The sequence below is a fragment of the Actinoplanes sp. NPDC021490 genome (genome assembly GCF_055562135.1).
In genome coordinates this window covers 289,007-309,156 of sequence record NZ_JBVHFW010000004.1, presented here as the reverse complement: position 1 = coordinate 309,156, position 20,150 = coordinate 289,007, and the positions used below count along the sequence as shown (strand labels likewise).

Below are 20,150 nucleotides of genomic sequence, written 5' to 3'. Positions count from 1 at the left end.
GTTGTTCGCAGGTTTTACCCCTTAACGGAACACAGGAGGTCCTCGACGTGCTCGATCCCACCGAGCTCTACGAGCTGTCCGACGACCTGCCCGAGCTGGAGGAGCCGGTACTCATCCAGGCTCTCACCGGGTTCGTCGACGCGGGTTCGGCGATCCAGCTCGCGCGCGAGAACCTGCTGGACCGGCTGGACAGTCAGGTCGTGGCCACGTTCGACCTCGACCAGCTCCTCGACTACCGTTCCCGCCGCCCTCCGATGATCTTCGACGAGGACCACTGGGTCAGCTACGAGGAGCCCAGCCTGGCCCTGCACCTCGTGCGCGACCAGCTCGGCACCGAGTTCCTGCTGCTGGCCGGTCCCGAGCCCGATCTGCAGTGGGAGCGTTTCATCGCCGCCGTGACCGGCCTGGTCGAGCGCTTCGGCGTCCGGCTGACCGTGGGCCTCAACGCGATCCCGATGGCCGTGCCGCACACCCGGCCGGTCAGCGTCACCGCCCACGCCACCGACAAGGCCCTGCTCGGCGACCGCGAGCCCTGGCTGCAGAAGGTGCAGGTGCCCGCGAGCGTGGGCAACCTGCTCGAGTTCCGGCTGGGCGAGAGCGGCCACGACGCCATGGGCTACGCCGCGCACGTGCCGCACTATCTGGCCCAGACCACCTATCCGGCCGCCGCCGAGCTGCTGCTCGACTCGGTGTCGACCAGCACCGGCCTGGCCCTGCCGACCGGCGAGCTGCGCGAGGCGGCCAAGGTCGTCCGCGAGGACGTGGACAAGCAGGTCGCCGACGACGAACAGGCCGGCCGTCTGGTGTCCTCGCTCGAGGCCCAGTACGACGCCTTCCTGCGCGGCCGCGAGGGCAACCTGCTGGCCGACAGCGACCGGCCGCTGCCCACCGCGGACGAGCTGGGCGCCGAGCTGGAACGGTTCCTGGCCGAGCAGCAGCGCCGCGAGAACGAGTAGGCCTAGCCCTTCGTCATGAAGTCGAGGGCACGCGGAATGTGCCTGTCCCAGAACGACCACTCGTGCCCGCCCGGCTCGAACTCGCTGTCCAGCGGGATGCCGGCGCGGGCACAGGCGTGTACGAAGCGCTCGTTCTGCTCGAACAGGTGATCGCCGGTGCCGCAGCGCAGCATCAGCCGCGGCAGGGCGGCCGGGTCGGCCGCCCCGACGAGGTGCAGCAGGTCGTCGCCGGTGCCGGTCACGTCGCGGCCGGCGAAGACGCGTTCCATCACCTCGCGGATGTGCGGCCGGTCGTCGTTCTTCTGCAGCCACGACAGGTCCAGCGCGCCCGACAGGCTGACCGCGGCCGCGAACCGTTCGGGCTGCCGCAGCGCCCACTTGAAGGCGCCGTAGCCACCCATCGACAGCCCCGCCACGTACGTCTGCTCGCGCTTGTCACTGACCCGGAAGAACCGGTGCACCAGCCGGGGCAGCTCGTCGGACAGGAAGGTCCAGAACTTCATCCCGTACGCCTCGTCGGCGTAGAAGCTGCGATGCACCTGCGGCATGACGACGGCGAGATTGTGGTCGTACGCGTACCGCTCGATCGAGGTGTAACGGGTCCACGCCGTGTGGTCGTCGGTGAGACCGTGCAGCAGGTAGAGCAGCGGCGGCGGCGTGGCGCCCTCCTGCGGCAGCACCACGGTCATGGACGTGCCGAGGTCGAGCGACTCGGCGTAGAAATCTACGTGGATCAGGGCCATCGGCCCAGTCTCGTGGTTCGCCGCGCGTCCCGCCAGGCGATCGGCTACCCCGCGAACGGGGGCACGGCCGGGAGGTCGGCGTAGTGCCGCAGCTCGACCGGGCGCCCGTCGGGACCGGACCAGCCGGCGGTCGTGGTGTGCGTGTAGCGCCAGCCGGTCGACTCGTAGAAGGCGATCGCCGGTGACCGGCCGGTGGCCACCACGTTCAGGGTCAGGACGCGACGGCGGGCCGCGGCCCAGGCACGGGCCTCGGCGATCAGCGCCTGCGCGACACCGTGGCGGCGGGCCTCCGGGATGACGAACAGCCGGGTCAGCTCGTCACCGTGCACGGCCACGTGCCCGGTGACCGCGCCGTCGGACACGGCCACCCAGGCCGCCGTGCACTCGGCCAGCCAGGCCTCCGGGTCAAGGGGCCAGTTCATCGGGTACGCGTCGGCGTCGTGGACCTTGCGCAGCGCCTCGGCGCAGGCGGGCAGGTCGGCGTCGAGCCGCGGGCGGACCGTCACGACAAGCGCTCGATGAACGGAGCCTTGCCCGCCCGGTAGCGGGTCCGGTCGTCCGGGTCGGTCTCGGCGAGCGACTGTTTGAGGCGGGCGTACTCGGCGGCGTCGCCGGGGTGGGTGCGCAGGTGGTCACGAAACGCCAGCAGGCGCGGCCACGTGGGCGACGCCGTCTCGTAGACGTGCAGGTGGTGGGTGCGGCGGGCGATGTCCGGGAAGCAGAACGACCACTTGCGGGCCGCGGCGTCCCCGGGTTCGGGAGCGTGGACCCACCCGATCGACGCCATCGAGGCCGGGATGCCGTCGGTCTCGAAATCGGGCACCCGGGCGGCCATGTCGATGATCGGCTTGGCGGGCAGACCGGGGACCGACGTGCTGCCGATGTGCTCGACCGGGCCGGCCAGCCACGGGGCCAGCGCGCGCTCGACCCTCGTGCGCTGCTGCTCGAAGGCGTCCGGCCAGCTCACGTCGTACGGGGAAAGGGTTATCGGGTCTTGTCGTTGCTCGGGACGGCGCCAGAACTGGCGGGCGGCGAAGCCCTCGCGGCGCAGCCAGTGTTCGGTGTAGACGATGCGGGTCGCCTCGATGACGATCAGGGAGTCGCGCGGGGGTTCGGTGAGCGGGCGGCCGCGTTCGGCGTGCTCGTTCTCCCAGCGGAAGGCCTCCCAGTAACGCTCCCGGCCGGGGTGGTCGGGCGCGAGCACGCGGGCCTCGCCGAAGATCTGGGCGCCGCGACTGGAGGCCAGGCCGGTGAGCGGGGCGAAGATGCCGGCCGAGACCCGCGGGTCGGCCTCGATGTTGCGGACCTTGGGCGAGCGGGGCGCGGCGGTGAACATGACCGCGAAGCCGAGCGAGTAGTAGCGGACCGGGGTGGCCAGCGGGCCGTCGGGCCCGGCGGTCGCCAGCACGCACATGTTCTGCGACGACAGCAGGTTGAGGATGCGCTCCTCCAGCCGCTCCCGAGGCAGCCGGCCGGGCGGCATCGGATCGGTGAGCCAGGGGTTAGTCAGGGGCATGCGGTCTCCGTTCTCCGACGTGTGAGGGTACGCGGCTGCGGGGTTGGGAAATGTCGTACCCGTCGATTAGAATGTATGTACTAAAAGGGCCCGTGAGCTGCTGATCTTCGGCGTGTCGTGTGCGCCTTCGATCGTGCTTGCCCAGTGAGGAGATCGACGTGACCGCGCCCGTTTTGAGTGTTCCCTCGACCAACACCGTGCCCGTCATCCCGCCCTACGCGACCATGTTGGGTTTCACCCGGTATGTGACTCGCACCGGTCCGGCCAAGGCCACGTTCGTCGGCGGTCTGCGCCGCGCGCGTGAGCGCCGGTCCGGCTTCAACCCGCACGGCCAGCTCGTCAAGGCGCTCAAGGCCGACATCGCGTTCCGCACCGGGGGCAGCTATTTGTCCGGTGTGGCCGATCTCGTCAAGGAGCGGTGGAAGCCGCTCTACGAGTCGGTCAGCGCCGGCGCGAAGACCTATCTGGCCTCGCTCGGCGACCCCGAGCAGGTCGGCCTGGCCCAGACCCGCGACGCGCTGGCCTCCGTGGGCCCGCTGGTCGTCAAGATCAACCCCCACTTCGGCCTCAAGTACGAGGACGGCCGGCGCGAGGCCGTCCGCCTGCACTTCGACGAGGCTCCGCCCACGCCCGAGCTGACCACGGCCATGCTGCACCTGATGGCCCGTCACATGGACCAGATCCTGCCCAACGCCGAGCCCGTCCTGGTCGACCTCCGCCGCGGCCAGGTCCACCGCCTCGACCCCAGCGCCAAGCCCACCGACATCGAGACCTGGCTGGCCGGCGAGGCGGCCGCCTTCACGGCCATGTGGAGCACCCCGGCCGCCTGATCCAGCCCTGCGACCGTCCCGGTCTGACCACCGAGTCAGCCGGGACGGCCGTCAGGCGGTCAGAGCGATCGTCAGGGCGCCGGCGCCGACCATCACCGCGGCCCACAGACGGTCCATGTTGAACCAGGCGCGACGGAGGATGTTGACTCCCACGAATTCGTAGACGAGCACCGCGCAGGTGGCCATGGCGGCGAGCATGGCCACGGTGTGGATTCCGGCCGCGGCCACGCCTTCGAGGGCGGCCAGTGGGGTGGCGTCCAGGCCGGTTGAGGCGACATGTCCGGAGTGCGCCGTGGCTATCGGCGCGGCGGCCAGGACGGGGAGCAGCATCAGGCCGGCTCCGTGGGCCGAGGACATGAGGAACGACCAGCCGGCCAGCTGCGGCGACGACAGGCGCATGCCGGCCCAGCGGAAGTGACGCTCGGAAAGCAGGCGCCACAGGCCGAAGGCGACCAGCACCACGCCGCCCGCGATGCCGACGACGTTGGCCGCCACCACCGAGGAGGTGGCCGAGACGACCGCGGCCACGATCGCCACCGAGGCCAGGTGGCCCAGGGCGATCGGGGGCAGCGACTTCAGCAGGACGCCGCGGGAACGTTCCTGCATGGCCCGGGCCACCGCGAAGAGCCAGCCCATGGCCGGGTTGAGGCCGTGGAAGGCGCCCAGCCCGGCCAGGGCCGCGATCTGTCCCCAGGTCACGCGGAGGGGAAGCAGTACGAGTCGGAGCTGGCGTCGCCGCCCTGCAGGCGGGTCTGGTGGACGCGCCGGCCGCGGAACTCGTCGCCGTGCGGGAAGAAACGCGGGTCCAAGTTCAGGCCGCCGGACGGGGTGGCATCGATCTTGGCCAGCCAGGCGCCCACGCCGTCGGGGTAGAACTGGTCGTCCCACGAGCCGTACAGGGAATTGGTGACGTAGACGCGCTTGCCGTCGCGCGACACCTCGACCATCTGCGGGCCGCCGGCCAGGCGCTCCTGGGGGAAGGACGGGTGCGGCGTACGGCGGACGATGCCGCCCAGGTGCACCGAGCCGGCCTCGACCGGGTGGAACGGGTCGCTCACATCGTACTGCTTGAGCTCGCCCGTCCCCCAGCACGAGACGTACAGGAACTGGTCGTCGACGGAGAGGTCGATGTCGGTGACCAGCGGCGGCACCGCGCCGAACGGCCGCAACGCCGGCGGCAGATCCTCGGTGGCGGCGGGCTCGGCCGGAATGTCGATCACCTTGGTCACCGCGAAATCGCTGCCCGGGCCGCCGGAGCGATGCCACATCCAGATCGACGCGGACAGGTCCTCCACGCTGACCACGACGCCGACGAAGCCGTACTCGCGGGCCGGATCGTGGGCGGGCCGCAGTTCGAGGGTCATCTGATACTGGTCGCCGAGGTCGACACTCTGCACCAGCGACCGCTTGGCCAGATCCCAGAAGTGCAGGCGGTGCCCGTACTTGCGGCCCAGCAGCAGCTCCGGCACGATCCCGTCCTCGATCATGTCGGGGGTGCCCCACTCCGAGGTGACGAGCACGTCGCGGGTCAGGTGCCACCAGAAGTCGTACGCCAGGTGCTGATCTCCCCGGTCGGCTTCCCACTTTCCCCGTACGTCGAAACTGGTGTGATCAAGCACGGCGATGCCGCCCGGCCCACCCCCGTCGGTCGCGTTGCCGAGCGCCGAGACGTAGATGCCGTCGGGTCCGCAGTGGATCGTGTGCGGCCTCGAATAGCCCGAGGCGCCGAACTCCTCGGGCGAGATCTCCTTGACGATCCGCGGGGCGCGCGGGTCGTCCTTGGTGTCGATCACATAGATCCGCGACGACCGCAGGCCGGGCACGATCAGATAGCGCCGCTCGACGTGCGGGTGCGGCGCGGTCGGGCAGAGCGCGCTGCTGCACGCGTTCCACCCGAAGTGGTGCAGCTCGTCACCGGTGTGCGGCAGATCGGTCCAGCCGACCACCTTCCCGTACGTCTCCGAGCCGGCATCGGTGTCGACGACGGCGATCGCGTCGGGCTGCTGGGCGGACCGGTCGAAGGCGGCCACGTAGGCGAGTTGCTCGGCCGGGGCGTCCGCCGCGTCGCGGGGCGAGGGATAGAACGTCGGATCAGGAGTCCACCGGGTCATGCAGCTCATCCTCACCCGCTGATCACCGCGTGACTAGAGTCACAACTGTCAACAGGTTGTCAACGAGCGTTCAGCGCGCCTCCATGGGCAGCCGCAGGAGCACAGTGGTGCCCGGACCGTCGTGGGCCAGCAACTCGATGCTGCCGTGGTGCTTGCTGACCACCGCCCGGCTCAGCGTCATGCCCAGGCCGGTGCCCGGGATCGCCGAGTCGCGCGCCCGCGAGGTGCGATAGAGCCCGGTGAACAGCTTCTCGCGCTCGTCGTTGGACACGCCCAGCCCGGTGTCGGAGACGGCCAGCTCGGCCGCCCGCCCGGCCGCGCGCAATCTCACCCCGATGTGCCCGCCGTCCGGGCTGTACTTGACCGCGTTGCCGAGCAGGTTGTCCACCACCTGGCGCAGCCGCTTGCGATCGCCCGGCAGCACCAGCCGTTCCGGCAGCTCGTCGTCGATCACCAGGGGCGCCCCGGCCACCGCCGCGCGGGTCTTGGCCACCGAATCGCGGACGATCTCGGCCAGGTCCGTCGGCGTCAGCTGGATGTCGGCGTGCCCACCGTCCAGGGCGGACAGCTCCATCAGCTCGTTGATGATGTCGCGTAGCTGGTTGGTGTTGCGGTCGATCACCTCGAGCAGGCGCGGCCCGTCGGCGACCAGGCTCTTCTCGTCGGCCTCGCGCAGCAGTTCGGTGTACGCGCTGATCGAGGTGAGCGGCGTGCGGAGCTCGTGACCGACCAGCGCCAGATACTCGTTCTTGCTGCGGATCAGCTGCCGCTGCAGATCCTCGACGCGGTGCTTCTCGACGAACTGCCCGATGTGCGCGGCGATCCCGGCCATCAGGGCCAGAAGCTCGTCCTCCGGGTCCTCGATCGAGTCGGCGAAGACGGTCAGCACACCGAGAGTCTCGAAGCCTTCCCGTACGGGCACAGCCAGCGCCGTGTGCAGGTCGGCCGACGCGGCGGTCTCCGGCGAGATCAGGCTCTGCGGGCGGCCCACGTCCCGGATCCACAGCGGCTTCCCCACCTGCCACGCCCGCCCGGCCAGCCCCACCCCGTACGGCAGATCGGCCGGCACCTCGATGTCCGGCCGCAAACCCGGGGCACTCCACCGCGCGGCCGAGCGCACCACGGCCGCCGTCTCGTCGACCAGCCACAACTCGGCGTGCACCCATTCCAGCGTGCTGACCACGGCCTCCAGCACCCGCGGGCCGGCCGCCTCGATGCTCGGCGCGTCGGCCAGTGCGGTCGTGACGCCCAGCTCGCAGGTGCGGAACCGCTCGACCCGCTTGCGCCGGGTCACATCCTGGACGGCCTGCACCGCCCCCGCCGTACGGCCGCCGGGACCGGGAATCGGGTGGGCGTCGACCAGGTAGTACCGGCGCCGGTCGGGGCCGTTCAGCACGACCTCGGCGTCGACCAGGTGGTCGCCCTTGAGCGCGCGGAACAAACCCAGGTCGTCGCGGCGCAGCGGGTTGCCCTCGGTGTCGGTCAGCCCCTCCAGCCATCCCTCGCCGGGCAGGCCGGTCTCGCCCCAGAGCCGGCGCATCCGCTCGTTGACGAACACGATGCGGCCCTGCTCGTCGCAGGCGGTCACGCCGTCGTGCAGGCTGTCGAGGACCGCGTCGAGGAAGCTGCGCTGCCGGGCCAGCTCGTAGCGGGCGAGCTGTTCGGTCAGGAGCAGACCGGCGACGTGGGCGGCCTCGGCCACCGAGGCGACGTCCCCGGGCGCCCACTGCCTGGGCTCCACGTCTGCGGCGCCGCACACCGCCAGGACGGCGCCGTTCTGGTCGCGTACGGGATGGCCCACGTAGGCGCCGTGCGTCTTGAACGCGGTGGCGGAGAGGTCGTCGATCACCAGGGGGGCGTCGTCGCGCAGCACGAGGGCGGCGAGCGAGCCGTCGAGCGGCACCTCGGACCGGCGCCTCTCGTCGGCCAGGCCGTGACTGCCGTATAGGCGCAGCGTCGTGCCCCGCACCAGGTAGATCACCCCGACGGGCGCGTGCGCGGCCCGGGCCAGCAGGGCGGCCAGCTCGTCGGCGCCACCGCCGTCGAGCGAGGCCGGATGCAGCTCGGCCACCTCGTCCAGCAGGTTCTCGTCGAGGCCACCGGGCCATGCTTCGCGGCCGGGGTCATCTCGCCGCTTAGCCACCCGTCCAGCCTATAAGGCGCTAATTGCTGCAAAGCCCCGAATCATCAGGTCGGCGCCGGTAGCGCAGGTCGGTGATGGGCCGGCCCGCCTGGATGCCGCGCCGCTCGAACTTGGTCTCGGGCCGTCCGGCGCGGTCCCGGTCGACCGGCTCGAGCCCCGGATCGGCGTCCAGCGTCGCGGCCATCGCCTCGGCGTAGCCGGGCCAGTCGGTCGCGCAGTGCAGGATTCCGCCCGGGCGCAGCCGGTCGCGCAGCAGGGCGACATTCCCGGGCTCGATCAGGCGGCGCTTGTGGTGGCGGGCCTTGGGCCACGGATCGGGGAAGAAGACGTGGATCGCGTCCAGGCTGCCGGGCGCCAGGCGGTGCACCAGCTGCATGGCGTCGCCGCGAGCCACCCGTACGTGGGAAAGGTCTTGATCTCCCACGAGGGCGAGGAGGTTGCCGATGCCGGGCGTGTGCACCTCGATGCCCAGGTAGTCGCGCTCCGGGTCGGCCCGCGCCATCGCGGCCAGGGTGTCGCCCATGCCGAAACCGATCTCGAGCACCTTGGGGTGGTCGCGGCCGAACAGCTCGTCCAGGTCGAGCGGCGTGCGGTCGCCGTCGGAGACCAGCAGGCCATGGGTCGGCCACAGGGCGGCGTGGGCGTCCTCGTGGCGGGCGCTCATGCGGCCCCGGCGGGGATGGAACGTACGGATCGGCGGGTGCACGCCGTTCTTTCTACGCTGAGACGTCGATCCCGCTCACGCCGCCCTCGGGCAGATAGGCCAGGGCCTTGGGCAGGAACGCGGCGACCGGGTTGGGCCCGCCCGTACGCTCGTAGCGGCGGTTGAGGTCCTTGAGATAGAGCGCGCTCGCCTCCTGCCCCGGCGCCAGACGGCCGGCGGCCCGTTCCGCGGCGAGGATCGCGCCGAAAGCGGTGGCCGACTGCTTGGCCGGGTCACGCTGACCGGTGACCTGGAAGATCAGCTCGCGGTCGCGGCCGGTCAGATGCTCGCCCGTACGGTCGGCCGGCTTCTCGGCCCGCGCGGCGCGGCTGACCGACGTCGTCGGCGGTTGGGGGGTGCGGGTGGTGCCCAGCCCGGAGATGGTCATGCGGTTGCTCCCTCTTTACTCCCCTATCGGCAACCTCGCCAGGCCTGCTTAGCGCACCGGCTGCACACTGGGCTGGGATCCCTCGCGGAACGGCGACCGCTGGTTCTTGGCCAGGTCGACCACCATGATCCAAGAGCCCTTTCCGTACTGACCGGTGATGACCGCCCGATTTGTCGAGATGTAGTCCATCTCGCGGTCCAGGGTGCCGCCGACGGTGCGCTTGGCCCGGGTCCGGGGGTCGTACTCGACGACGTGCAGCGGCTGATCGTCGGCCTTGGTCTCGCCCTTCTGATACGCGGTCCAGGCCAGCTTCGCCCCGTCGGTGCGCCAACTCGGCACCACGGCGAACCCCCTGGTCTGCAGGCTGCCACCGCCGTACGCGGCCACGGTCTGCTCGCCGCCGGTGGCCACGGTGCCGACGCTGAGGCAGGCGTCGTAGACGGAGTCGCAGTCGCCCCCGCGGAACGCGATCCGTCCGCCGTCGGGCGACCAGGCCACCGAGTCGTCGTTGCTCAGCCGCTCGCTCAGCGAACCAGTCCGGGACGTCACCGGGGCCGGCTCGGCGGGCAGTTCCGCCTCCCGGCAGTCACGCGGGAAGAGCACCTCGGGCGTGGCCTTCCCGGTGGCCGCGATCTTGTAGACCCCCGGCCCGCCGGTGCAGGACAGCGAGGCGAAAGCAATCGACTTGCCGTCCGGCGACCACGACGGCCCGGCCGCGGCCCGGGTGGTGAGCCGTCGCTGGGCGGTGCCGTCGGCCTTCATGACCCACAGGTAGCCGGCCTTGAGAAAGGCGATCGACTTCCCGTCGGGCGACCAGCGCGGGCGCGCGTGGTTGGCCCCGGTGGTGAGGCGCTTCTCGGTCGGGCCCTTGCTGACATAGATGTCGCCGTTGCGCACGTACGCCACGAGGCTCGGCGTCTTCACCGCCGCCACCTTCGTTGCGCTCGCGGCCGTCGTCTTCGCCGCGCTCGTGTTCGCGGCGCTTGCGGCCGCCGGGTGCAGCATCGTGCCGGCAACGACCCCCGCCAGTGCCAGAGCCCTGACCACCTTCATGACGAAACGCCCCCCGACGCGCCGGACCCGCATGTACATCGAGAGGATCGTCGCAACCGTTCTGCTCCTAAGCGATTCCCACACGCCAAACCGGGAATTTCCCCTCTTTCCGGTGAGCCGCCGCCGTACGCGTCCGTGGTCGGACCGGGACGGCCGACGTAGGCTGGGTCACATGATCGGGGTCCGACGCACACGCGCCGGGCTGTTGGCGGTCGTGATGTTGCTGCTCACGCTGGGCGCCGTCGCGCTGGTGCCGGCGGGCGCGGAACACCACACGGGAACCGCGGCCACGGAGACCTCGCACGATCACCAGACCGGCGCCGAGACGGCTGCCGCCCCGTCTCACCGGCTGCGGCCCGCGGCCGACGTGACCGGCGGCGGGATCGTCCCGGCCGGCGCCCACGCCCGGGCGCCCGTCGATGTCGTTGTTACCGCTGGTGGCGACCGCCGCGGTGGCGAAGCTTCAAGTCCGGTCCTTCGGGTATAGCGACGGCGCCCTTCCGCGCCCGTTTCCCGTCCGGAACGACAAGAAGGACCCGTCGCCATGCACCCCCAGCCCCCGCGCCGCTCCACCCACGCCACGAACAGCCCGCTCAACCGCCTCGTCTACGACCGGTGGGGCGAGTTCGGCCGGCCCGTCGTCCTGCTGCACGGCCTGCTGTTCGACCGGACGATGTGGTGGCCGGTCGCCGCCGAACTCGCCGGCGACTGCACGGTCATCGCGCCCGACCTGCCCGGACACGGCCAGTGCCCGCCGCGGGCGGACTACAGCCTGGAGCGGATCGCCGCCGACCTGGCCGGGCTGGTGCAGGACCTGCAGCTGCACCGGGCGCCGATCGTCGTCGGGCACGGCACGTCGGCCTGGCTGGCAATCGCGTTCGCCGACGCGTACGCGACCCACTGCCTGCTCACGCTGGACGAGCCGGACGACAACATCCCGGCCACGGTCGACGACCTGGTCGCGGCGGCCGGGCTGGCGGCGGTGCCGGAGCAGTTTCGCCCGTTCGCCGAGCCCCGCCGCGACCCGGCCCTGCTGGAGGCGTACGCGGGCTGGAGAGCGCAACCACCCACCCGCCGTCTCGCCGTCGCCGGGGCCGCCCCGGGCCCGTCCGGCCCGACCCGCAACAACGCGTTCACCCACCTGTGCGACCCCGAGGGTTTCGCAAGCCGCCTGCGGGCCTTGCTCTAGACCGAGAAGGGCCGGGGCGAACCCCGGCCCTCCGCACTCAGCGAGGGTGGACGACCCCGGCCGCGCCGCCGCCGCGGCGGACCGGCTCGGCCGAGGCGATGAAGCCGCCGCCGCGGGTGAACTCGATCGCCGTCGCGGCGCCGAGCTCGGGGACGTCGGGACCGAACGTGTGACCCAGCGCGGTCAGGGCCGGGCCATAGGTCGTACGGAAGGCCGGTTCGGCTTGAATGCCCGCGGAGTTGCGCTGCGAGGCCCGGGGAGCGGCCATCGCGTCGGGCAGCGATCGGCCCAGCACGACGCGGTTGAGCAGGATCTGCAGGACCGTCGTGATGATCGTCGCGCCGCCGGGCGAACCGAGGGCCAGGAACGGCTTGCCGTCCTGCAGGACGATCGTCGGCGACATCGAGCTGCGCGGCCGCTTGCCGGGGCCGGGCAGGTTCGGGTCGGCCGCGGGGGCCTGGGTGTTGGTGAAGTTGAAGTCGGTCAGCTCGTTGTTGAGCAGGAAGCCCCGGCCGGGCACGACCATCGCGTTGCCGCCGGTCTGCTCGATCGTGAACGTGTATTCGACGATGTTGCCCCAGCGGTCGGCCACCGTCAGGTTGGTGGTGCTCTGACCCTGCTCGGTGGGGCCGCCGACGGTCGCGGGCGTGCACCCGGTCGCGTTGAGGTCACCGGGCGGCACCGGCTTGGTCAGCGCGGCGCCCGGCTTGATCTGGCACGCGCGCTGCTTGGCCCACGAGTCCGAGACCAGCTTCTTGAGGACCGGTTTCGGCGTGTACGCCCCCACGTAGCGGTTGCGGTCGGCGAAGCTCAGCGCCGACGCCTCGAGGTAGTAGTGCAGAGCCTTGGTGACATCGGACTTGGAGAGGCCGGCCGTCTCGAGGATGTTGAGGGCCTCGCTGACCGCCACGCCGCCGCTGGACGGGGTGGACATGCCGTAGACGGTGAGGTCACGGAACTGCGAGCGGGTCGGGGCCGGGAACCGCAGGTCGTAACGCCTCAGGTCGTCGAGCGTGAGAGTGCCCGGCCGGATCGGATAGGCCCAGGTGCCGACGGGGCTGCTGGACACCGGCGGGTTCTGCACGGTCCGGACGATGTCGCGGGCCACGGCGCCCCGGTAGAGCACGTCGATGCCCTGCCGGGCGATCAGCCGGTAGGTGGCCGCGAGGTCGGGGTTGCGCTGGGTCGAGCCCACCGCGGGCGGGGCGCCGCCCGGCAGGTAGAGCGCCTTGGTCGAGTCGAACTGACCGAACGCGGCGGCGTTGTCGGCGATCTGCTGGCGGAACGTGGCGTCGACCGGGAAGCCCTTGTCGGCCACCCGGGCCGCCGGTTCGAGCAGGCTGGGCAGCGACTTCGTGCCCCACTTGCGGGCGGCGGCCTGCCAGGTGGCGAGCGTGCCCGGGGCGCCGACGGAGAGGCCGGAGACGCGGGCTTCCGGGAAGTCGTAGGGCTGGCCGTCGGCCGGGTCGATGAAGTGGGTCTCCTTCATCGTGGCCGGACCGGTCTCGCGGCCGTCGATGGTGGAGACGCTGCGCTTGCGGGCGTCGTAGTAGACGAAGAAGCCGCCACCGCCGATGCCGGACGAGAACGGTTCGGTGACGCCGAGGGTGGCCGCCGCGGCCACGGCGGCGTCGACCGCGTTGCCGCCGCGACGCAGAACGTCGAGCCCGACCGCGGTGGCCGTGGGGTCGACCGTGGAGACCGCGCCGCCGTAACCGGTCGCGGTGGGGCCGAGTGCGGGCGCATGACCGCCCCCGCCCGCCTGGGCCGGCGACGGCGCGATGAGCAGCGCCGCAGCCAGGGAAGTGACGCCTAGGACCGGCCGAATCCGCATTGATCCTCCGAGGATCTCGACAACTTTTCTTGTCTGGTAGGGCCATCCCAAACCCCCACCCACCACGGGGAGAGAGGTGGGGTCGAACCTACGCCTGTGTCAAGCCGGGAGGGCGAGTTATCCACAGGCGCGGGCCGAGCAGGGTGCTTTGTGGATGACAAACAGTGTCGCTGGTCTATCCCTGCCTACCAGATCCGTCAGGAATGCGCCGCCCAAGTAGCGAACATCGCCGCATAGCGTCCGCCCGCGGCCACCAGCTCGTCGTGGCTGCCGGTCTCGACGATGCGGTGGTCGTCGACCACGATGATCCGGTCGGCCCGCATGGCCGTGGACAGCCGGTGCGCGACCAGGATCGCCGTGCGGCCGTCGAGCAGCGCGTCCAGGGCCGCCTCGACCCGCAGCTCCGATCGCAGGTCGAGACTGGACGTGGCCTCGTCGAGCACGACCACGCGCGGCTCGGCCAGGAACGCCCGGGCCAGCGCGAGCAGCTGCCGCTCGCCCGACGACACCGACTGGCCGCGCTCGTGCAGCGGCGTGTCCAGGCCCTCCGGCGAGCGCTGCACGAGGTCGCGCAGCCCGACCGCGTCGACCGCGGCCCAGACCTCGTCGTCGGTGGCGGACGGCCGGGCGAAGGCGATGTTGTCGCGCAGCGTGCCCGCGAACAGGAACGGCTCCTGCGGGACGACCCCGATCTGGGTCCGCAACGAGTCCAGGGTCACGTCCCGCAGGTCGTACCCGTCGATCGAGATGCTTCCGGAGGTCGGGTCGTAGAAGCGGGTCACCAGTTTGGCCAGGGTCGACTTGCCGGCCCCGGTGGGACCGACGCACGCGACCGTCTCGCCGGGCGCAATGTCCAGGTGGACCCCGGCCAGCACCGGCCGGGCGGGATCGTATCCGAAGGTCACGTCGTCGAAGACGATCCGGCCCCGTACGGGGGGAAGGACGACGGCGTCGCGGGAAGACACCACCGTGGGCGGCGAAGCGAGCAGGCCGCGGATCTTGCCGATCGCCGCCTTGCCCTGCTGGTACTGCGTGTAGAGCTGCACGAGCTGCTGCACCGGCTGGAAGAACGAGTTGATGTAGAGCACGAACGCGGTCAGCTCGCCGATGGTCAGGTCGCCGCGCAACACCATCCGGCCGCCGATGAGCAGCAGGACCGCCATCGCGATCAGCCCGATCACCGACGTGCCGGGGCCGTAGATCGCGTTGATCCGCCCGGTCCAGTCGTTGGCGTCGCGATAGCTGCCGACCACCTCGCGGTGGGCGACCACGTTGCGCTCCTGCCGGTTGTGCGCGGTCACCACCCGTACGCCGTTGAGGCTCTCGGACAGGTCGGCGAACATGGCGGCGATCGTGTCGCGCTGACGGTTGTAGCCACGGTCGGCCGCGTGCCGGAACCACAGCGACGCGATCGTCAGCGGCGGCACGACCAGCACCAGCGTGATGATCGCCAGGTAGGCGTTGTAGTGGAACAGCAGCCCGGTGACGACCACCATCGTCAGTCCCTGGATCAGGAACTGCGCGAAGCCGTCCTGCAGCAGGCTCTGCAACGACTCCACGTCGGAGGTCATCCGGGTCATGGTGACGCCGGCCTTCTCGCGTGTGTAGTAGTCGAGCGACATGCGCTGCAGATGGGCGAAGATGCGGATGCGCAGGTCGCGGGTGGCCGCCGCGGCGAGCAGGCCGCTCTTGCGCATGCGGACCGCCGTGGCGACCCCGGTGAGCAGCACCGCGGCCACGAAGCAGGCGGTGGCCAGGATCAGCACCCGCAGGTTGCCGTCCGCGATGCCGTGGTCGATGCCGACCTGCACGAGATAGGGGCCGGCCTGCAGCAGCAGCGTCTCGACCAGGATCGCGATCGAGGCCGCGACGAGCAGCCCGGGCCGGCCGAACAGCAGGCGGCCGAGCGACACCCGGGTGCCGGCGTCGGCGACCGGGTCGAAGGCGACTCCGGGATCGCCGTGGTCGGGCTCGCGCGCCTCCAGCTGGGCGACGCCCTCGCGCAGGTCGTCGGGGATGCCCGCGAACGGCAGGCCGTTGCCTTTGCGCCCGGCCGCGCCGACGGTGGACCGGCCGCCCGCGTTGAAGCCCCCGAACCCGCCTCCGAACATGCTCATGCCGTCGCCTCCAGCGATGCCGCGAGCACCTGCGCGTACCGGGGCTCCGACTTCAGCAGCCCGGCGTGCGTGCCGTCGGCGATGACCCGGCCCCCTTCCATCAGCACGACCCGGTCGGCCAGCCCGATCGTCGACAGCCGGTGGGCGACGATCACCGTCGTCCGGCCGCGCATCTGATCGCGCAGCGACGCGTGGATGCGCTGTTCCACGGTGACGTCGATGGCGCTGGTGGCGTCGTCGAGCACCAGCACGGGCGGGTTGACCAGCAGCGCCCGCGCGATCGCGACCCGTTGCCGCTGCCCGCCGCTGAGCGTGTAGCCGCGCTCGCCGACCACCGTGTCGTAGCCGTCGGGCAGCTCGGTGATGAACTCGTCGGCGTCGGCCGCGATCGCCGCCTCGACGACCGCCTCCCGGGTCGCGTCCGGTTTCCCGTACGCGATGTTGTCGTGAAGGGACATCGAGAACAGGAACGGCTCGTCGGGCACGATGCCGACCTGCTGCCGCAACGAGTGCAGGGCCAGCGTGCGGACGTCGTGCCCGTCGATCGTGACCCGTCCGGAGGACACGTCGTAGAAGCGGGCGATCAGCCGGCCCAGCGTCGACTTGCCGGACCCGGTGCCACCGACGACGGCCACCGTCTCCCCGGGGCGGATGCGCAGGTTGAGCCCGTCCAGGGCCACGGTCCCGTTCGGGTAGGCGAAGCTCACGCCGGAGAACTCGAGGTCACCGCGCAGCGGCACGTCGAGCGGTTCGGGACCGTCGACGACGTCGCTCGGGGTGTCGAGGATGTCGTAGATCCGGCGCGCGGACGCCGAGGCCCGCTGCCCCATCATGATCATCATGCCGAGCATGCGGAACGGCGGCTGCAGCATGAGCACGTACGAGTTGAAGGCGACGATCGTGCCCACGGTGGTGCTGCCCTCGATCACCATGTAGCCGCCGACCAGCAGCACCAGCGCGAGCCCGAGGCGGGGCAGGTTGTCCAGCACCGGGTTCCAGCGGCTGCGGATCCGCGCGTCCTGCCGGTACGCCCACCGGATGCGGTCGGCGCTCTCGGCGAGCTGCCGCAGCTGGCGCCCCTCGGCCGCGAACGCCTTCACGATCCGTACGCCCTGAATGTTCTCGTCGACGACGGTGGCCAGATGGGCCAGCCGGGCCTGGATCATCCAGGACACCGGGAAGATGGCCTTGCGCATGCTGACGCCGAGCACCCCGATGATCGGCATCGTGATCATCGCGACGATGGCCAGCGGCACGTTGATCGAGAGCATCAGCCCGAACGCGACGACGGCGATCAGGCACTGCACGACGATGGACGGGCCGAACGCCAGGTACATCTGCACGGCCCGGATGTCGGAGCCGGAGCGGGACATCAGCTCGCCGGTCTGCACCCGGTCGTAGAAGCCGAACGGCATGCGGGCCAGGTGCGCGTAGACGATGTTGCGCAGGTCGTATTCGAGCTCGTACGCCGTACGCAGCAGATAGAGCCGGGCCAGAAAGTTGATCAGCCCTTGCACGAGGGCCAGCCCGACGATCCACCAGATGTAGGTGCCGAGCTGCGCCGTCTTCTCGACGATGGCCTCGTCGATGCCGATCCGCACCAGGTTGGGGATCTGCACCTGCACGATCAGGCCGGCGAACGACAGGACCAGCGAGGTGATCAGCAACGCGCGATGGGCCTTGACCAACGGCAGCGCCCGGCGCAGCCAGCCCTTGCGGGCGTCGGGATCGATGGACGCCCGGGGTGCGCGGCGGGACAACGGCGCCTCCTGCGGCAGGTCTAGTTAGCCTGGCTAACGATACTCCGGGGCTCGGGAGACGTGGGGGTGACGCGGCCCACCAGGACCACGGCCACCGCACCGAGCAGCTGGCACAGCGCGACCGCGAGGATGATCGCCGCCGCCCCGGCGCCCGCGGCGAGCCCGGCCGCGGCGGCCCCGGCCGCGGCCGCGGTGACCTTCAGCCCGGCGCCGAGCGAGAACACCTGCGTGCGCAGCTCCGGCGGGGACTCCTGATCGCGTACGGCGAAGACCGCCACCGAGACCGGCGCGCCCAGCCCGCCGGCCAGCGCGAACAGCGGCAGCCAGACCCACCAGGCGGGCACGACGACCAGGATCGCGAACGGCAGGGCGGTGGCGGCCAGGCAGACGGCGACCACCCACTCCGGACGCCACCGGCGGATCGGCCAGCGGGTGCACAGCAGCGAGCCGATCAGTCCACCGGCCGCGCCCGCCGAAAGGATCACGCCAGTCAGCTCGGTGCGGCTCTCCCGGGCCGCGATCAGCGCCGCCACCAGCGGTAGCGCCCCCATGCCGGCCATGCTGAAAACGGTTCCGGCGGTGACCGCGCCGAGCCGGGGCCGCCGGGCCATCAGCGTGAACGCGGCCAGCGGCGAGGCCAGCCGGCGCCGGCCCGTGGCCACCGGCAGCGGCAGCGTGACCAGCAGCGCGGCCGCGGCCAGCACGAGCGCGGCCAGCCCGACGGTCGACCATGCGGCGCCGGCCAGCCCGGCCAGCACGGCGGCCAGGGCCGGACCGGCGATCCCGGCCATGCTGTACGACATGACGTCGAGCCCGAACGCCCGCTCCAGCCGGTCCGGCACGAGATCGCCGAGCAGGCTGCTGAGCCCGCCGATGAGCAGCGGCGCGCAGCAGCCGGCGAGCACCAGCACGAGCACGGCGCCCGCGGTGGAGCGGCCGATCATCGCGGCGGCGGCGGCCAGACAGCCCGCGTAGGCGAGATAGACCGTGGCGTAGAGCAGGCGGCGCCCCCGGACGGCGTCGGCGATCGCGCCCACGACCGGGGCGGCCAGCACGTGCGGCACCATCAATGCCGCGATCAGGAGACCGCCGAGGCCCGGGTCGCCGGTGCGTTCGAGCACGAGCAGCAGGATCGAGACCCGCGCGCCCTCGTCGGCGAGACGGGCGAAGACGGCGACACCCACATACCGGGCGAGGACGAACGAGGGGGACATCGGCAGGATTCTGCCCGCCTCAGCCAACTCCAAACGGCTCCGGCTCCTCCGGCGGGCAGTGCGCGCCCGGCGGCGCCGGCCGGAGCTTCAGCAGATATCGGTCGACCACCCCGGAGACGCACCGGCTCTTGTTGTACGCGACGTGACCCCAGCCGTCGTACGTGAGCAGGCTCGTCGGGGAGCCGAACTGGGCCGCCACGCTGTGCGCCCAGGCGTACGCCGTGGCCGGGTCGTGGCGCGAGTTGACCAGCAGGATCGGGCCCAGGCCGGGCGGCGGGGTGACGGCCGCCTGCGGGTTGCCGGGCGGGGACGGCCAGCCCAGGCAGCCGGTCATGGCCGAGAGGGCGAGCGGCGAGATCAGCATCTGGGGCGCGCGCAGGGCCAGCGCCCGCATCCGCCGCCGCAGGTCGGCGAAGCCGGTGACCCGCAGGTTCCAGTCCTGGCAGATGACCGGGGAGAAGCTGTAGTCGACGAGATCGACGGCGGCCGGGGCGGCGCGGCGGCTCTTGGCCGGCGCGGGGGTGAGTGCGTCGCGCAGGTAGTAGGCGAACGAGTACCACTGCGGCTCGTAGAACGCCGAGAAGGCGGCCGTGAGCAGGTCGGAGAGGCTCAGCTTGAGCGACGAGTCGTACGGGTTGGTCAGTTGCCCGGCCCGCGCCCGGACGATCGCGGACGCCCACAGCTTGGGCACGTCCTGGCCGCGCAGCACGCAGCGCTTGTCCTGGGTGCACCACTTGACGAACTCGCCGAACGAGTCCTGCGCGGCGTCGGTCTCGCGGGTCAGAAAGTCGTCCAAGCCGGCGCTGTGGTCCATCACGCTGTCGAGCACGAGCCCGCGCACCCGGGCCGGATAGCGCTCGGCGTACTGCTGCCCGATCAGGGTCCCGTACGAGGCCCCCCAGAAGTTGATCTTTTGTTCGCCCAGGGCCACGCGGACGGCGTCGAAGTCGCGCACCACGCTGACCGTGTCGACGTGACCGAAGTGGGCGCCGGTCCGGGACGCGCAGTCGGCCGCCAGTTTCCGGTTGAAGGCGACCATCGCCGCGTACTGCTGTTCGGTCTCGACGAGCGGGGACGGCTTGGCGTCGAGCAGGTCGCGCGAGCAGAGCACCGGCGCGCTGCGGCCCACCCCGCGCGGGTCCACGCCGACGATGTCGAACCGCTTGCGCAGTTCCTCGCCGAAGAAGCCGGTCGCGCCGATCGTGAAGTCGTACGCGGAACCGCCCGGCCCGCCCGGGTTGACCAGCAGCACGCCGAGGCGGTGGGCCGGGTCGGTCGCCCGGCGGCGGGCGATGGTGAGCGTGATCCGGGGACCGGACGGTTCGGCCCAGTCGGCCGGCACCGGGAGCTCCGCGCACTGCACCTGGGCATCCTCCGGGCACACGGTCCACGTGAGGGCGGCCGCTCTCGCCGGGACGGGCGGCACGAACCCGTACGCGAGCAGGGTGATCACCGTGAGGGCCACGGCCCGGAAGGGTCGCGTCGAAGCTCGCACGCGCTGTCTCTCCGCCCTGCACGGCCGAGGCGCCGCGCGGCCCCATCTTCGGACGAACGACGATCATGAGTCCGGTAAACCGGGGAAAGTTCGCCGGG

Annotated in this window: 17 protein-coding genes and 2 pseudogenes; 4 read left to right on the top strand and 15 right to left on the bottom strand. The window is 71.6% G+C overall.

What is annotated here, in order from left to right:
- The first annotated feature begins 47 nt into the window (after positions 1 to 47).
- A complete protein-coding gene (locus ACZ3I4_RS13145) occupies positions 48 to 956 on the top strand; it encodes a proteasome assembly chaperone family protein (protein ID WP_465382118.1) in 909 nt (302 codons plus the stop codon).
- 2 nt (positions 957 to 958) lie between these two features.
- Here ACZ3I4_RS13145 and ACZ3I4_RS13140 read toward each other — a convergent pair whose 3' ends face one another.
- The 4 genes and pseudogenes from ACZ3I4_RS13140 to ACZ3I4_RS13125 all read right to left on the bottom strand — a co-directional run.
- Positions 959 to 1,699 carry an alpha/beta hydrolase gene (locus tag ACZ3I4_RS13140; RefSeq protein ID WP_465382117.1) on the bottom strand — a complete coding sequence of 247 codons (741 nt, stop codon included), beginning with the start codon at positions 1,697 to 1,699 and terminating at the stop codon, positions 959 to 961.
- Positions 1,700 to 1,743: 44 nt separating this feature from the next.
- A complete protein-coding gene (locus tag ACZ3I4_RS13135) occupies positions 1,744 to 2,205 on the bottom strand; it encodes a GNAT family N-acetyltransferase (protein ID WP_465382116.1) in 462 nt (153 codons plus the stop codon).
- A pseudogene (locus ACZ3I4_RS13130) lies at positions 2,202 to 2,678 on the bottom strand (GrpB family protein); the annotation flags it as partial. The pseudogene ACZ3I4_RS13130 and the gene ACZ3I4_RS13135, both read right to left, overlap by 4 nt.
- Positions 2,679 to 2,702: 24 nt before the next feature.
- A pseudogene (locus tag ACZ3I4_RS13125) lies at positions 2,703 to 3,215 on the bottom strand (pyridoxamine 5'-phosphate oxidase family protein); the annotation flags it as partial.
- A 158-nt stretch (positions 3,216 to 3,373) separates the two neighbouring features.
- Here ACZ3I4_RS13125 and ACZ3I4_RS13120 point away from each other — a divergent pair.
- The gene (locus ACZ3I4_RS13120) at positions 3,374 to 4,045 is read left to right on the top strand and encodes a hypothetical protein (RefSeq protein WP_465382115.1); all 672 of its coding nucleotides are present in this window, start codon (positions 3,374 to 3,376) and stop codon (positions 4,043 to 4,045) included.
- Positions 4,046 to 4,096: 51 nt separating this feature from the next.
- Here the strand turns inward: ACZ3I4_RS13120 and ACZ3I4_RS13115 are convergent, their stop codons facing one another.
- From ACZ3I4_RS13115 to ACZ3I4_RS13090, 6 genes are all read right to left on the bottom strand, one after another.
- The gene (locus ACZ3I4_RS13115) at positions 4,097 to 4,744 is read right to left on the bottom strand and encodes a hypothetical protein (protein ID WP_465382114.1); all 648 of its coding nucleotides are present in this window, start codon (positions 4,742 to 4,744) and stop codon (positions 4,097 to 4,099) included.
- Positions 4,741 to 6,156 (bottom strand): selenium-binding protein SBP56-related protein, encoded by a 1,416-nt coding sequence (locus ACZ3I4_RS13110; protein ID WP_465382113.1) that lies wholly within the window; start codon positions 6,154 to 6,156, stop codon positions 4,741 to 4,743. Before ACZ3I4_RS13110 ends, ACZ3I4_RS13115 begins: the two co-directional genes overlap by 4 nt.
- 70 nt (positions 6,157 to 6,226) lie before the next feature.
- Positions 6,227 to 8,299, bottom strand: coding sequence for a sensor histidine kinase (locus ACZ3I4_RS13105; RefSeq protein WP_465382112.1), 2,073 nt, complete (start codon positions 8,297 to 8,299; stop codon positions 6,227 to 6,229).
- 19 nt (positions 8,300 to 8,318) lie between these two features.
- On the bottom strand, positions 8,319 to 8,963 hold the full coding sequence (gene trmB, locus ACZ3I4_RS13100; RefSeq protein WP_465382425.1) for a tRNA (guanosine(46)-N7)-methyltransferase TrmB: 645 nt from the start codon (positions 8,961 to 8,963) through the stop codon (positions 8,319 to 8,321).
- 52 nt (positions 8,964 to 9,015) lie between these two features.
- The gene (locus ACZ3I4_RS13095) at positions 9,016 to 9,390 is read right to left on the bottom strand and encodes a hypothetical protein (protein ID WP_465382111.1); all 375 of its coding nucleotides are present in this window, start codon (positions 9,388 to 9,390) and stop codon (positions 9,016 to 9,018) included.
- 48 nt (positions 9,391 to 9,438) lie between these two features.
- Positions 9,439 to 10,314, bottom strand: coding sequence for a TolB family protein (locus tag ACZ3I4_RS13090; RefSeq protein ID WP_465382110.1), 876 nt, complete (start codon positions 10,312 to 10,314; stop codon positions 9,439 to 9,441).
- Between ACZ3I4_RS13090 and ACZ3I4_RS13085 the strand changes: the two genes are divergently transcribed.
- Entirely contained in the window at positions 10,280 to 10,930 is a 651-nt protein-coding gene (locus tag ACZ3I4_RS13085; protein ID WP_465382109.1) for a hypothetical protein, read from the top strand. The genes ACZ3I4_RS13090 and ACZ3I4_RS13085 overlap by 35 nt on opposite strands.
- A 57-nt stretch (positions 10,931 to 10,987) precedes the next feature.
- Positions 10,988 to 11,632 (top strand): alpha/beta fold hydrolase, encoded by a 645-nt coding sequence (locus tag ACZ3I4_RS13080; protein WP_465382108.1) that lies wholly within the window; start codon positions 10,988 to 10,990, stop codon positions 11,630 to 11,632.
- Between the two features lie 37 nt (positions 11,633 to 11,669).
- On the opposite strand, the gene ggt is transcribed toward ACZ3I4_RS13080, so the two are convergent.
- The 5 genes from ggt to ACZ3I4_RS13055 form a co-directional block, all read right to left on the bottom strand.
- Complete coding sequence (gene ggt, locus ACZ3I4_RS13075; protein ID WP_465382107.1) at positions 11,670 to 13,466, bottom strand: gamma-glutamyltransferase; 1,797 nt, start codon at positions 13,464 to 13,466, stop codon at positions 11,670 to 11,672.
- A gap of 197 nt (positions 13,467 to 13,663) precedes the next feature.
- Positions 13,664 to 15,583: an ABC transporter ATP-binding protein gene (locus ACZ3I4_RS13070; protein WP_465382106.1), complete on the bottom strand. Its 1,920-nt coding sequence runs from the start codon at positions 15,581 to 15,583 to the stop codon at positions 13,664 to 13,666.
- Complete coding sequence (locus tag ACZ3I4_RS13065) at positions 15,580 to 17,343, bottom strand: ABC transporter ATP-binding protein (protein ID WP_465382105.1); 1,764 nt, start codon at positions 17,341 to 17,343, stop codon at positions 15,580 to 15,582. The genes ACZ3I4_RS13070 and ACZ3I4_RS13065 overlap by 4 nt, the downstream gene beginning before the upstream one ends.
- A gap of 20 nt (positions 17,344 to 17,363) precedes the next feature.
- Positions 17,364 to 18,557 carry an MFS transporter gene (locus tag ACZ3I4_RS13060; RefSeq protein WP_465382104.1) on the bottom strand — a complete coding sequence of 398 codons (1,194 nt, stop codon included), beginning with the start codon at positions 18,555 to 18,557 and terminating at the stop codon, positions 17,364 to 17,366.
- A gap of 19 nt (positions 18,558 to 18,576) precedes the next feature.
- The gene (locus ACZ3I4_RS13055) at positions 18,577 to 20,052 is read right to left on the bottom strand and encodes an alpha/beta hydrolase (RefSeq protein WP_465382103.1); all 1,476 of its coding nucleotides are present in this window, start codon (positions 20,050 to 20,052) and stop codon (positions 18,577 to 18,579) included.
- Between the last annotated feature and the right edge of the window lie 98 nt (positions 20,053 to 20,150).

Coding starts and splice junctions, on each gene's coding strand:
- ggt (WP_465382107.1), bottom strand. CDS start 13,466: ATGCGGATTCGGCCGGTCCTAGGCGTCACTTCCCTGGCTGCGGCGCTG.
- ACZ3I4_RS13095 (WP_465382111.1), bottom strand. CDS start 9,390: ATGACCATCTCCGGGCTGGGCACCACCCGCACCCCCCAACCGCCGACG.
- ACZ3I4_RS13070 (WP_465382106.1), bottom strand. CDS start 15,583: ATGAGCATGTTCGGAGGCGGGTTCGGGGGCTTCAACGCGGGCGGCCGG.
- ACZ3I4_RS13060 (WP_465382104.1), bottom strand. CDS start 18,557: ATGTCCCCCTCGTTCGTCCTCGCCCGGTATGTGGGTGTCGCCGTCTTC.
- ACZ3I4_RS13140 (WP_465382117.1), bottom strand. CDS start 1,699: ATGGCCCTGATCCACGTAGATTTCTACGCCGAGTCGCTCGACCTCGGC.
- ACZ3I4_RS13110 (WP_465382113.1), bottom strand. CDS start 6,156: ATGACCCGGTGGACTCCTGATCCGACGTTCTATCCCTCGCCCCGCGAC.
- ACZ3I4_RS13080 (WP_465382108.1), top strand. CDS start 10,988: ATGCACCCCCAGCCCCCGCGCCGCTCCACCCACGCCACGAACAGCCCG.
- trmB (WP_465382425.1), bottom strand. CDS start 8,963: ATGAGCGCCCGCCACGAGGACGCCCACGCCGCCCTGTGGCCGACCCAT.